Below are 13154 nucleotides of genomic sequence, written 5' to 3' on the forward strand. Positions count from 1 at the left end.
ACCTCAGACCAGCGCGTTACGTTTGGCCATTTCAATAAGGTCGACCAAGGTGTCGACCTGGAGCTTCTGCATCAGGCGCTTCTTGTAAGTGCTGACGGTCTTGTTGCTGAGAAACATGCCTTTGGCAATTTCCTTGTTGCTGCGCCCTTGGGCGAAAAGTTGCAGCACCATCAGTTCGCGATCATTGACCTGGCGGAAAAGCGTGAGATCAGTGCCTGCTGTTTCGTGGCCGGTGTGGATGGCCTGGCTGGGAAAGTAGTTGTATCCGGCAAGTACCGCCTTGATAGCGCTGAGCAGTTCGCTCAGGTCTTCCTGTTTGCATACATAGCCTGCTGCACCTGAGTGCATGCAGCGTACGGCGAACAGCGCGGGCGATTGCGCAGTCAGGATCAGCACCTTCAGCGGCAAGGCCATGGTTTGAAAGCGCGAGAGTACCTCGAGGCCATCAAGCTTGGGGATGCTGATATCGAGAATCACTAGGTCGGGCAGCGTTTCGCGGATCATCTGCATGGCGTCCACGCCATTGTCCGATTCGCCTACGACTTTGTAGTTCTGGTTTTCAAGCAGCATACGGACAGCCAGGCGGATGACGGGATGGTCATCGACAATAAATACGGAGTGCATGTTCAACTTCCCTGCGGCGGATGACGAGGCAGGGGGCACCTTAACCCAGTTGCATCTGACATGGGGTGTGAAGTGTGGCGATTAAACGTATATGGGAAATGGCTTACAGCAGAAGACAATTAGAGCTACGAAGTGTAAGGATTTGATTCGGTGTCAAAGGTCTGTTGGTAACTTTTTATTTGTAGATGCTCTTTCTGTTTAACAGTTGGCAGCAGTTGTAGGAAATATCCCTCAACATAATGGGCCGCATGCGCAAATGCATGCGGCAGTACCCAGGTTCAGGTCGGGCTGGACCGCCCGGTCATCTCGCGGGCCATTTCGCTGGCATAGCTGTCGGTCATGCCGGCGATGAAATCGATCATGCGTAGGTAGGCTTTGTGCAGAGAATCATGCGGGTGTGGGGCATTGTTACCAATCAGATCGAGTACGCGGCGGCTCTTGAAGGAGGGGGTACGCCCGCCATGCTGCTCGAGGGCCGCAGCACAGAACGTGTTAAGCAGGATTTCGAGGGTAGTGTAGGCACCGATTTCGTGCAGCGTCTTGCGCTTGTCCTGGAATATCTTGTTGCGTGCCATGTCCTTGGCCTGGAGCACGCAGCGCTTGGCCGGGCCGTGCATGTGCTCGACCAGGTCGCCACTCAAATGCCCGGCAAGCAATGCCTGCTGTTGCTCGACGAAGGCGCTCGCAGCGGCGTTGGTCAGGTGCTCGATGGCTTTGCCACGCAAGATGGCCAGCTTGCGTCGCCGCGAATCTGCAGGGCCAAGCTGGCGATACGTTTCTGGCAAGTCATCACCCACCAGGTCGAGCAGCAGCGCCTCCACTTCGGCGTACTGCAGCAACTCCATCTCCAGGCCATCTTCCAGGTCGATCAGGCCGTAGCAAATGTCATCGGCTGCCTCCATCAGGTAGACCAGAGGATGACGCGCCCAGCGCTGCGGCTCCAGTAGCGGCAGGCCGAGCTTCTGGGCGATCTGTTCAAGCAGCGGCAATTCGCTCTGGTAGCAGCCGAACTTATGCTTCTTGTACCCCAGGGCATCGGCATGCCGGGCGGTCCAAGGGTATTTGAGATAAGTACCCAGGGTGGCGTAGGTCAGTCGGGTACCGCCATCGAACTGGTGATACTCAAGCTGGGTGAGTACGCGAAACCCTTGAGCATTGCCTTCGAAGTTGAGGAAGTCGCCGCGCTCGTCATCCGTCATGTCATCCAGCCAGCCGCGCCCTGCAGCCTGCTGGAACCAGTGGCGGATGGCATCTTCACCTGAGTGGCCGAACGGTGGGTTGCCGATGTCGTGGGCCAGGCAGGCGGACTGCACGATCATGCCCAGATCACTGGGTTCGCACCAGTCTGGCAGGCTGTCGCGCAGCGTTTCGCCGACGCGCATGCCCAATGAGCGCCCTACGCAACTTACTTCAAGGGAATGTGTCAGGCGCGTGTGAATATGATCGTTGCTGGAGACGGGATGGACTTGGGTTTTGCGCCCCAGGCGGCGGAACGCGCCTGAGAAGATGATCCGGTCGTGATCTTTGTGGAAGGGGCTGCGCCCCAGTTCCTCGGGGCTGTACAGGGCTTTGCCCAGGCGCTCGCGGGTGAGCAGTGTATGCCAGTCCAAGGCTCGCTCTCCTGTAGGTCGAATGGCGTAGCTTCCGGTGTCGCGCAGGGCTATGCAAGCGGAAAATCAATCTCGGCCTTATCGTCGGCAAGCCGTCTCTCACAGATGCTTGTCACGCTTGAAACGCGTGGGGTCACCTGTGAGTGCCGGCTCTGGAGATGGCTCAGGAGCGCCGTGAGCCTTGCAGATACAGCTTCAGCAGCGGCAGCAGGGTAGTGCCCAGGCGCACCAGCCGAGACAGGTTGCCGCTGCGCACCCCTTTGCCGGTCAGAAAGCCCAGCGCAACCACCGCACCAATGCCCCACAGCGGTGCGTGCTTGATGCCCAGGCCATCTTGCAATGAGCCGCCCATGCCCCGCAGGCGGTGCAGTGGTTGCAGCATTTGCCCGGACTCCTGGCGGATCTGCTGGCGATGCATCTCCATGCGCAGGCGCAGCAGCGCTTTTCGCAGCTCCCGTGGATTACGCGTATTGGGTAGTTCAGGCAAGCTCATGGCAGCAGGCGCTCCCGGTCCTTGGCAAGTTCTTCGAGGGTGGCGCCAAACGGCGAGGACTCGTCGAATACCGCAGCCTTCAGGCGAAGGCCGCAATACAGTGCAGCCACACCATAAAACACACACAGGCCGATGATCCCTGCCAGGCGGTAGCTGTCCCACAGCAACACCAGCAGCAGGCCCGACAAGGCCGTCAGCAGCAGCAGAGCGAACACCAGCGCCAGGCCAGCGAACAGCAGCAGGCTCAGAGTACGTCCTTTCTGCTCCTGCAGTTCGATACCGAACAGTTCGATATGGCTGTGCAGCAGCCCCAGTATCGCGGCGCCCAGGCGCCTGCCTGAAGCGCCGGTACCAATGGCGTCATTCTCCATGGAAGCTCCTTAACGCCGATTGGCCAGCAGCCCGATCAGCAGGCCGACACCTGCGGCAATGCCGATGGCCTGCCAAGGGTTTTCCTGAACGTAATGCTCGGCACTACCCAAGGCCGCCTGGCCACGCTCACGCACCGATTCCTGAGTCAGTTGCAAGGTTTCCCGGGCCTGAGTAAGGCGCTCGTGGATCTGCTCACGCAGCTCATCGGCCTGGTCGCCCGCCAGGTTGGCGGTGTCCGCCAGGAGTTTCTCGGTGTCACGGACCAAAGCCTGGAAGTCCGCCATCAATATTTCTTGTGCAGTCTTTGCCGATTTGCTGGCCATGGTGCTTTCCCTGTGTAGGTGTGTAGGTAATTCGAGTTTCGTTGTGCGCTGAAGGTTCACTTGGTCGCTGGTATGGGCCTTGCTAATGAAGATTGCCACAACGCGGGGCGTAGACCGGAGCGATGCGCCGATACAGGGCGTCGACCCCGGCAGATACCGATAAACCTTAACCCAATCCACGACAAACCCAAGAAAAAACCACGCAGGCTTCGCTCGGTTCACCGTACCCGGGCAGTGGGCTGGCACCGATCCGGTGCATGGATGCAGGTTCTTGAACTGTCCTGGTGCCTTTTTCAGCAGGTCTGCCTTTTCATGGACAACATGCACAGCGCCATGGACTCCCTGGTCCACGGTTCCAATACTCTCTTCATCCTCATGGGCGCCATTCTGGTGCTTGCCATGCACGCGGGCTTCGCGTTTCTCGAAGTGGGCACCGTGCGCCACAAGAACCAGGTTAATGCCTTATCGAAGATACTCAGCGATTTCGCCATCTCGGCGCTGGTGTATTTCTTCATCGGTTACTGGGTTGCCTATGGCGTGAGCTTTCTGCACCCGGCATCCCAGCTGGCCGCCGACCACGGCTATGCTCTGGTCAAATGCTTTTTCCTGCTGACGTTTGCAGCAGCGATACCGGCAATCATCTCCGGGGGCATCGCCGAGCGTGCGCGGTTCGTGCCTCAGCTGTGTGCCACAGCGTTGATCGTAGCCTTCATTTATCCGTTCTTCGAGGGCGTGGTATGGAATGGCAACTTCGGCGCACAGGCATGGCTGCAGGCGCGCTTTGGTGCGCCGTTCCATGACTTTGCAGGGTCTGTGGTGGTGCATGCGATGGGCGGCTGGCTGGCACTGGTGGCAGTGCTGCTGCTGGGTGCACGGCGGGGGCGGTACCGTGATGGTCGGCTGGTGGCCTTCGCTCCGTCGAGCATTCCGTTCCTGGCACTGGGCTCCTGGATCCTTATCATCGGCTGGTTCGGCTTCAACGTCATGAGCGCACAGACCTTGCAAGGCGTCAGTGGCCTGGTGGCGATCAATTCGCTGATGGCCATGGTAGGTGGCACCCTGGCAGCTTTGTTGGCCGGGCGTAACGACCCTGGTTTCCTGCACAACGGGCCGCTGGCTGGTCTGGTGGCGATCTGTGCAGGTTCAGACCTGATGCATCCGATCGGTGCGCTGGCTACTGGCCTTGTGGCCGGTGTGTTGTTCGTGTGGAGCTTCACTGCCGCGCAAAACCGCTGGAAGATCGACGATGTGCTAGGCGTGTGGCCATTGCACGGGCTGTGCGGCGTATGGGGCGGGATAGCCTGTGGCATCTTCGGCCAGGCAGGCCTTGGCGGTATGGGGGGCGTCAGCCTGATCAGCCAGTTGATCGGAAGCCTGGCCGGGGTACTGATTGCGCTGCTTGGGGGCTTTGTTGTGTACGGCTTGATACGCGCAGTACTAGGCCTGCGCCTGAGCCATGAGCAGGAGTTCCAGGGCGCCGACTTGTCGCTGCACCGCATCGGTGCCACCAGCCAGGATTGAGCGAGGTCAGGTGCACATGGGGCGGTAGCGACCTAGAATAGGCTTCTCATCCATGCCAAACCGGGTCCTGCCCCCATGCTGCCTGAATGCCAACTCTTCGGCACCGTTGGGTGCCACTTGTGCGAAGTGGCCGAAGCCGTTCTCATGCCTTTCGTCGATCATGGTCTGCTGGTCGAGCTGGTCGATATCGCCGAGAGCGAGGCGCTGTTCGAGCGCTACGGGCTTATCATTCCCGTGCTGCGTCGTTGCGATACCTCGGCGGAACTGCACTGGCCGTTCGATCCTGAACAGGTTGTTGCCTTTCTCGAGCAATGAGAGCGGCAGGGGAAGCATCGCCTGCCTGCATGAGTTGAGCTGTTGCTCGAAGATGCCGTGCCGGCGACAGACGCCGGTACCTCATCATCGTCGAGAATGCAGTCATGTTCATCACACCAAATTTTACCCTTGAAGAGATGATTGTCTCGCAAGTCGCCTCTCGGGAAGGGCTGGACAATACGCCATCGCAGCAAGTCATCAGCAACCTGCATCTGCTCTGTGACGCCCTTGAGCAGGTGCGGGCTTTGTTTGGTCTGCCGGTGATCATCAGCAGTGGCTACCGGTCCCCCGCGTTGAACAAGCGTATAGGCGGCTCCCCGCGTAGCCAGCACCTGCGCGGGTTGGCCGCTGACTTCGAGATATTCGGCATCAGTAATCGAGAAGTGGTCCGCCAAGTGAGTGCAAGCGCGGTGAGTTTCGACCAGATAATCCTCGAGTTCGACAGTTGGGTCCACCTGTCGGTAACGCCGGGCGTGCCGCGTCGTGAAGTGCTGACCATCCGCAGGGGCACAGGCTACCTGCCAGGTTTGCAGTGAGGAGGGGATGAATTGACGGCGGGGTATGCAAGTTCGTATGCTGTATATAAATACAGTATCGAGGTAAGCCCATGCTCAATGTCGAGCAACTCAAGTACAGCGTTAACCGCATGCCGGTGGAGCGGGTATGTGACGCCGTGCTGGAACTGCGCCTCGAAGGCCTGGTCACCGATGACCGTACGCCGTTCGGCAAGGTTCATTTCAATACCTGCTTCGCTGAGATCGAGGCTCTGTTTCAGCGGGCCGGCTACCATCGAGGGTTGGATGTGGTGGGTTACCAGGGCTTGCTGTATGCGCTCTATGATCCCGGTCGCTGGGAGCCCGTGCAGGTTCTGCGCTGGCTGAAAGCGCGCAGCGAGGCCACAGTCCAGGCTGGTTGAGCTGGCGGGGTTGGGGGATAATGCCCGACCCTGCCCGTTCCGAGTCTCGCCATGACAACGCCTTTCGACCCCGCCCGCCAGCAAGCCAGCACGGTTTGCCTGCCACCTGGCAACTGGGCGACGGTACTTGATTGCCTGTGCGATCATTTCAAGGCAATCGAGCGTGCGCAATGGCTTGACCGCTTTGCTCGTGGCCGGGTGCTCAACGCCGAAGGCCAGGCGATTGCTGCCGACCTGCCTTACCGCCGCGGCATGCGTTTGCACTACTTTCGTGAGGTGCCCAACGAGCGGCCGATCCCGGTAGAGGAAGCCATCCTGCATGTGGATGAGCATCTGGTGGTGGCCGACAAACCGCATTTTCTGCCGGTTACGCCAACCGGCGAGTATGTCGAACAGACCTTGCTGCGCCGTTTGATCCGGCGCCTGGATAACCCTCACCTGGTGCCGTTGCACCGCATTGATCGCCATACCGCAGGGCTGGTGTTGTTCTCGGCCAACCCGCAAACCCGCAGCGCGTACCAAAGGCTGTTCCCCGAGCGTCGCATCGACAAACGCTACCACGCCATCGCCCCGGCCTTGCCCCAGCGTGATTTTCCGCTGGTGCATAAAAGCCGTCTGGTACATGGCGAGCCGTTTTTCCGCATGCATGAGGTACAGGGCGACGATAATAGCGAAACCCTGGCCGAGGTGCTGGAGAAGCAGGGTGAGTTATGGCGCTACGGCCTTTCGCCGGTGACCGGCAAAACGCATCAACTGCGGGTGCACATGGCGGCACTGGGGGCAGCGATCTGTAACGACCCGTTCTATCCTGAGTTGCTCAAGGTAGAAGACGATTACCAGCGGCCATTGAAGCTGTTGGCACACAGCTTGCGCTTTGCCGACCCGTTGACGGGGGAGGAGCGCTATTTCGAGAGTCGTCTGACCCTCGGTTGGTAGTACCCCTTCGCGGGTAAGGTCACGAAGGGGCGCTGTGTTGTCAGCGGTTGAACCGCTCCACCAGTGAGTACTGGCCACCGGCGGTGGTGGTCAATGCTTCGCTGAGCAGCGCCGAATGCTGCGCTTGCTCGGCTGTCTGGTCGGCCAGTTCGGCGATCGTGCTGATGTTGCGGCTGATCTCGTCAGCCACGGCAGTCTGCTCTTCAGTGGCGGCAGCGATCTGTGTCGCCATATCGGTAATGTTGGCCACCGCATCGCTGATCCCCGCCAAAGCCTGGTCAGCCTGCATCACTCGCTCTACACCTTCCTGAGCCTGGCGATGGCCAGATTCCATGGTGAGCACGGCGTTGTTGGCTGTCTGTTGCAGCTTGGCAATCAGGCCATGGATCTGCCCTGTGGACTCAGCGGTGCGCTGGGCCAGCTGGCGCACTTCGTCGGCCACCACGGCAAAGCCACGGCCCATCTCGCCAGCGCGGGCCGCTTCGATGGCGGCGTTCAGTGCCAGCAGGTTGGTTTGGTCGGCAATGCCCTTGATCACATCGACCACGCCACCGATTTCGTCGCTGTCCTTGGCCAGTTGCGTCACGGTCTCGCCGGTTTCACCCACGGCCGCCGACAGACGCTCGATGGCGTCGCGGGTTTCGCCGGCGATCTGCCGGCCCTGGCTGGTCAGGCGATTGGCTTCCTGTGTGGCATCGGCGGTGCGCTGTACATGGTTGGCCACTTCCTGGGTCGTGGCGGCCATCTGGTTGACGGCGGCGGCAACCTGCTCGGTCTCGACCCGTTGGCGCTCCAGCCCCGAAGAGCTCTTGTGGGCCAGAACGTCTGACTGGCGCGCCTGATCGCTGAGGTGTTCGGCGCTGTCCTGCAGGCGGGTCAGGCAGGTTTTCATGCGCGCATCCTGGCTGAGCAGGGCCATTTCCAGGCGCGCTTGGACGCCACGGCTGTCGGTGTACATCTGCGCGATCAGCGGGTCGGAAGTGGTCTGTTCGGCCAGGCGCAGCAGGCGTTTGAGGCCGCGTTGTTGCCAGCCCAGGCCGAGCAGGCCGAGCGGCACCGACAGGCCGGCGGCCAGGGCGAAGCCCCAGGAATGCCCGAGCCAGTTGCCGATCAAAAAGCCAATCTGGCTGACCAGGATGAAGGGTAGCCAGTCTTGAAGTACTGGCAGCCATTTGTCACGGCGCGGAACGGCGGGCTTGCCCTGGTTGAGACGCTGGTAAAGTGCTTCGGCGCGGCGGATCTGCTCGGCGGTGGGCTTGACCCGCACCGACTCGAAACCGGTCACCTGGTTGTTGTCGAAGATCGGCGTGACGTAGGCGTTGACCCAGTAATGGTCACCCGACTTGCAGCGGTTCTTGACGATGCCCATCCAGGGCTGGCCTTGCTTGAGGGTCTGCCACATGTGGGCGAACACTGCAGGGGGCACATCCGGGTGGCGTACCAGGTTGTGCGGTGCGCCGATCAGCTCCTCGCGCGTGAAGCCGCTGATCTCGACGAACGCATCGTTGCAATAGGTGATCACACCCTTGGCATTGGTGGTCGAGATCAAGCGTTGTTGGGCAGGGAAAGTCCTTTCCCGTTGAGTGATCGGCTGGTTGTTACGCATGGGCTGAGTAATCCGCAAGGCTTTCGACAGATATCGGCAAGCCGGTACTTTTATTGAATGGATATTTAACTTCGTTGATCTGGCGCAGGAGCAGGCGGCTGTGAATGCGCTAGCAGCCCGACACGTTCGCGAAAGATGGCGTCACTATTGCGGGTTTATTGCAGGGAATGACGTGCAGGTCAAATCATGACTCATTGGCTGGCCAAGAGCCAGCCTCCGACGCAAAAAAGGGGGCGCATTTGCGCCCCGGTCACTTGGCTTCAGCTGGCGATCAACTGCCTCAACACATAGTGCAAAATCCCGCCGGCTTTGAAGTACTCCACTTCGTTGACCGTATCGATCCGGCACAGTACCTCTAGGTCTTGCTGCTGCCCGTCTTCACGGGTGATGCGCAGTTGCAGACTCATGCCGGGCTTCAACTGAATTCCGGCCAACCCCAGGATGTCGATTCGCTCTTTGCCGGTGAGCCCCAGTTGCTTGCGATCGTGCCCGGCTTTGAACTGCAACGGCAGTACGCCCATGCCGACCAGGTTGGAGCGGTGTATGCGCTCGAAACTCTCCGCCAGTACCGCCTTGACCCCCAGCAGGTTGGTGCCTTTGGCTGCCCAGTCGCGGCTGGAGCCGGTGCCATATTCCTGGCCGGCGATCACCACCAGCGGCGTGCCTTCAGCCTGGTAGCGCATGGCCGCGTCGTAGATCGAGAGCTTTTCTCCGGTGGGTACGTACAACGTATTGCCGCCTTCTTCACCGGCGAGCATCTCGTTGCGGATGCGGATGTTGGCGAAGGTGCCACGCATCATCACCTCATGGTTGCCCCGCCGTGAACCGTATGAGTTGAAGTCGTGAGGTTCGACGCCTTTTTCGCGCAGGTAGCGCCCGGCCGGGCTGTCGGCCTTGATGTTGCCGGCCGGGGAAATGTGGTCGGTAGTCACCGAATCGCCAAGCAGGGCGAGAATGCGCGCACCCTGGATGTTCTCGATCACGGGCAGTGGTCCGCTGATGCCGTCGAAGAACGGAGGGTGCTGAATGTAGGTGGAGTCGTCCTGCCATACGTATGTGGCCGCTTGCGGTACTTCGATGGCTTGCCACTGGGCGTCACCGGCGAATACCTCGGCGTACTCCTTATGAAACATCGCCGTGTCGACCTTGGCCACGGCGTCGGCGATTTCCTGCTGGGTGGGCCAGATGTCGCGCAGGTACACCGGTTGCCCGTCCTTGCCGGTGCCCAGCGGATCACGGGTAAGGTCCAGTCGAACGCTGCCGGCCAAGGCGTATGCCACTACCAGTGGTGGCGAGGCCAGCCAGTTGGTCTTGACCAGCGGGTGCACGCGGCCTTCGAAGTTGCGGTTGCCTGACAGCACCGAGGCTACGGTCAGGTCGGCGCTGCCGATGGCGTTCTCGATGGCCTCGTCCAGTGGACCGGAGTTGCCGATACAGGTGGTACAGCCGTAGCCGACCAGGTCGAAACCGAGTTGATCGAGGTAGGGCGTGAGCCCGGCGGCATTGTAATAATCGGTAACCACCTTGGAGCCGGGCGCCAGCGAGCTCTTGACCCACGGCTTGCGTTGCAGACCCTTTTCCAGGGCTTTCTTCGCGACAAGGCCGGCCGCCATCATTACGCTGGGGTTTGACGTGTTGGTGCAGGAGGTGATCGCGGCGATGACAACGGCGCCGTCACGTAGGGTGTAGGTCTGGCCTTGGTGGCTGTAGTCGATCTCCCCGGCCTGATCGGCATTGCCTACCGCCACACCGCCACCGCCTTCGCTTTCCAGGCGGCCGACCTCCTTGGCCAGTGGTTTGGGCTGCAGTTCGATGAAGTGGTCGAATGCCTGACTGACCTGGCCGAGCGCCACGCGGTCCTGAGGGCGTTTGGGCCCTGCCAGGCTGGCCTCGACCTCTCCCATGTCCAGGGCCAAGGTATCGCTGAACAGCGGTTCCTGCCCCGGCAGGCGCCACAGGCCCTGTGCCTTGCAGTACTGTTCGACCAGTTGCACCGTCTGCTGCGGTCTGCCCGAAAGGCGCAAGTAGTCCAAGGTGACCTCATCGACAGGGAAGAAGCCACAGGTCGCGCCGTATTCCGGGGCCATGTTGGCGATGGTGGCGCGGTCGGCCAAGGGCAGGTCGGCCAGGCCGTCACCGTAGAACTCGACGAACTTGCCGACCACGCCTTTCTTGCGCAGCATCTGTGTCACGGTGAGTACGAGGTCGGTGGCGGTGATGCCTTCACGCAACTTGCCGGTAAGCTTGAAACCGATCACTTCCGGGATCAGCATCGACACCGGCTGGCCGAGCATGGCAGCTTCCGCTTCGATCCCGCCAACGCCCCAGCCGAGCACGCCCAGGCCGTTGATCATGGTGGTGTGCGAATCGGTGCCGACCAAGGTGTCGGGGAACGCATAGGTGCGCCCATCGGCCTCGCGGGTCCATACCGTACGGCCCAGATATTCCAGGTTCACCTGGTGGCAGATGCCGGTGCCCGGCGGCACCACGCGGAAATTGTCGAACGCGCTCTGGCCCCAGCGCAGGAAGGCGTACCGTTCACCGTTGCGCTGCATCTCGATGTCGACGTTTTCACCGAACGCCTGGGGGGTGGCATAGCGGTCGACCATCACCGAGTGGTCGATCACAAGGTCCACTGGCGACAACGGGTTGATCCGCTGCGGGTCGCCCCCGGCCTTGGCCATGGCGGCGCGCATGGCCGCCAGGTCAACCACCGCTGGAACGCCGGTGAAGTCCTGCATCAGTACCCGCGCCGGGCGGTATTGGATTTCGCGATCGGAGCGGCGTTCCTGCAACCAGCCGGCGAGGGCGCGCAGGTCGTCGCTGCTGACTGTCTCGCCGTCTTCACAGCGCAGCAGGTTTTCCAGCAGTACCTTGAGCGACATGGGCAGGCGCTGCAGGTCTCCGAGCTGCTGTGCCGCTTGGGCAAGGCTGTAGTAGTGGTAGGTCTGATCGGCCACTTTGAGGGTCTTTAGGGTTTTCAGGCTATCGAGCGAGGGCATTGCCAACTCCTTATGCACCGGTGCCCGGCATTGGCTGGATGATGCCGGTGTCACCGCGGTGTTTCGGCCCGCACGGTACGGACCTGGCTGAAGAGTCAGGTTAGACCGGTTTGTCTGCCCTGACCCTATTCTGGACCGGCGGGGCATGTCGCAGGTTCCGATCTTCCTTTATCATCGCCGCCCTGCCGGCGCCTGTGGTGCGCCAGCCGTAGTGGAGTGAGAGATGAATACCCTGTTCATGCATTGCCGGCCCGGGTTCGAGGGCGAGGTTTGCGCCGAGATCAGCGAACACGCTGCCCGCCTGGGGGTTGCCGGTTATGCCAAAGGCAAGCCGCAGAGCGCCTGCGCCGAGTTTGTCTGCGCCGAAGCCGAAGGTGCCGAACGGTTGATGGCGCAGCTGCGCTTTGCCCAACTGATCTTCCCGCGCCAGTGGGCGCGTGGCAGCTACATCGAACTGCCTGAGACCGACCGGATCAGCGTGTTGCTCGAGCATCTGGCGGCATTGCCGGTGTTTGGCAGCCTGTGGCTGGAGGTGCTCGACAGCAACGACGGCAAGGAGCTGTCGACGTTCTGTCGCAAGTTTGAGGTGCCGCTGCGCAAGGCTTTGGAAAAAGCCGGTCGCTTGGTCGACAACGCCAGCCTGCCTCGCCTGTTGCTGACCTTCATCAGTGGTCGCCGGGTATTCGTTGGCGTTGCCGAGGCGAACAACAGTGCGCTGTGGCCGATGGGAATTCCTCGCTTGAAATTCCCGCGGGAGGCGCCGAGCCGCTCGACGTTGAAGCTTGAAGAGGCGTGGCACCAGTTCATTCCGCGCGAGCAGTGGGAGCAGCGGCTTGGCGATGACATGACCGGGGTAGATCTTGGGGCATCGCCGGGTGGCTGGACTTACCAACTGGTACGCCGGGGCATGCTGGTCACTGCGATCGACAACGGGCCCATGGCCGAGAGTTTGATGGACACTGGCCTGGTCCAGCACCTGATGGCCGACGGCTTCACCTGGCAGCCCAAGCAACCGGTGGACTGGATGGTCTGCGATATCGTCGAGAAGCCTGCGCGCACCACCTCGTTGATCGAGACGTGGTTGGGGGAGGGCTTGTGCCGGGAGGCGGTGGTCAATCTGAAATTGCCAATGAAGCAGCGATATGCCGAGGTGCGTCGCTTGCTGGACCGCATGGAGGCGACCTTCAAGGCCCGCAAGCTCAAGGTGTCGATTGCCTGCAAGCAGCTGTATCACGACCGCGAGGAAGTGACGTGCCATCTGCGCAGGCTGGACCTGAAACCGCGAAAGTAAGCCGTTGCCTTGCTTTTGCCTTGCTTTTGCTTTTGCTTTTGCTTTTAAGCGCGCGATAGTTCAGACGCCGCAGATTGCGACTTCAGGAGGCCGAACGCAGGTCTTGCGGAGGGAGGTGACGGGCATGGATGCCCGTCAAGCGCTT

Annotated in this window: 13 protein-coding genes; 6 read left to right on the forward strand and 7 right to left on the reverse strand. The window is 60.9% G+C overall.

Features of this window, described 5'->3' with window-relative positions; translation table 11 throughout:
• Window positions 1-3: 3 nt before the first annotated feature.
• From JET17_RS08265 to JET17_RS08285, 5 genes are all read right to left on the reverse strand, one after another.
• The gene (locus JET17_RS08265; RefSeq protein WP_012313527.1) at window positions 4-624 is read right to left on the reverse strand and encodes a response regulator transcription factor; all 621 of its coding nucleotides are present in this window, start codon (window positions 622-624) and stop codon (window positions 4-6) included.
• A 278-nt stretch (window positions 625-902) separates the two neighbouring features.
• Complete coding sequence (locus JET17_RS08270) at window positions 903-2234, reverse strand: deoxyguanosinetriphosphate triphosphohydrolase (RefSeq protein ID WP_012313528.1); 1332 nt, start codon at window positions 2232-2234, stop codon at window positions 903-905.
• A 163-nt stretch (window positions 2235-2397) separates the two neighbouring features.
• Window positions 2398-2727 (reverse strand): hypothetical protein, encoded by a 330-nt coding sequence (locus JET17_RS08275; RefSeq protein ID WP_012313529.1) that lies wholly within the window; start codon window positions 2725-2727, stop codon window positions 2398-2400.
• Window positions 2724-3098 carry a phage holin family protein gene (locus tag JET17_RS08280; RefSeq protein ID WP_012313530.1) on the reverse strand — a complete coding sequence of 125 codons (375 nt, stop codon included), beginning with the start codon at window positions 3096-3098 and terminating at the stop codon, window positions 2724-2726. The genes JET17_RS08275 and JET17_RS08280 overlap by 4 nt, the downstream gene beginning before the upstream one ends.
• 9 nt (window positions 3099-3107) lie before the next feature.
• Complete coding sequence (locus JET17_RS08285) at window positions 3108-3422, reverse strand: DUF883 family protein (RefSeq protein ID WP_012313531.1); 315 nt, start codon at window positions 3420-3422, stop codon at window positions 3108-3110.
• 312 nt (window positions 3423-3734) lie between these two features.
• On the opposite strand from JET17_RS08285, the gene JET17_RS08290 reads away from it, so the two are divergent.
• The 5 genes from JET17_RS08290 (at window position 3735) to JET17_RS08310 (ending at window position 7110) form a co-directional block, all read left to right on the forward strand.
• On the forward strand, window positions 3735-4943 hold the full coding sequence (locus JET17_RS08290) for an ammonium transporter (RefSeq protein ID WP_012313532.1): 1209 nt from the start codon (window positions 3735-3737) through the stop codon (window positions 4941-4943).
• A 75-nt stretch (window positions 4944-5018) separates the two neighbouring features.
• Entirely contained in the window at window positions 5019-5258 is a 240-nt protein-coding gene (locus JET17_RS08295; protein WP_012313533.1) for a glutaredoxin family protein, read from the forward strand.
• Between the two features lie 104 nt (window positions 5259-5362).
• Window positions 5363-5794, forward strand: a complete 432-nt coding sequence (locus JET17_RS08300; RefSeq protein ID WP_012313534.1) for a D-Ala-D-Ala carboxypeptidase family metallohydrolase — start codon at window positions 5363-5365, stop codon at window positions 5792-5794.
• Between the two features lie 71 nt (window positions 5795-5865).
• Entirely contained in the window at window positions 5866-6174 is a 309-nt protein-coding gene (locus JET17_RS08305) for a hypothetical protein (protein WP_012313535.1), read from the forward strand.
• Between the two features lie 51 nt (window positions 6175-6225).
• A complete protein-coding gene (locus JET17_RS08310; protein ID WP_012313536.1) occupies window positions 6226-7110 on the forward strand; it encodes a pseudouridine synthase in 885 nt (294 codons plus the stop codon).
• A gap of 40 nt (window positions 7111-7150) precedes the next feature.
• On the opposite strand, the gene JET17_RS08315 is transcribed toward JET17_RS08310, so the two are convergent.
• Complete coding sequence (locus tag JET17_RS08315) at window positions 7151-8716, reverse strand: methyl-accepting chemotaxis protein (protein ID WP_012313537.1); 1566 nt, start codon at window positions 8714-8716, stop codon at window positions 7151-7153.
• A gap of 260 nt (window positions 8717-8976) precedes the next feature.
• On the reverse strand, window positions 8977-11718 hold the full coding sequence (gene acnA / locus JET17_RS08320) for an aconitate hydratase AcnA (RefSeq protein ID WP_012313538.1): 2742 nt from the start codon (window positions 11716-11718) through the stop codon (window positions 8977-8979).
• A gap of 223 nt (window positions 11719-11941) precedes the next feature.
• Between acnA and rlmM the strand changes: the two genes are divergently transcribed.
• Window positions 11942-13009 carry a 23S rRNA (cytidine(2498)-2'-O)-methyltransferase RlmM gene (gene rlmM / locus JET17_RS08325; protein ID WP_012313539.1) on the forward strand — a complete coding sequence of 356 codons (1068 nt, stop codon included), beginning with the start codon at window positions 11942-11944 and terminating at the stop codon, window positions 13007-13009.
• Window positions 13010-13154: the final 145 nt, after the last annotated feature.

This window comes from Pseudomonas putida (assembly GCF_016406145.1).
GTDB lineage: Bacteria > Pseudomonadota > Gammaproteobacteria > Pseudomonadales > Pseudomonadaceae > Aquipseudomonas > Aquipseudomonas putida_E.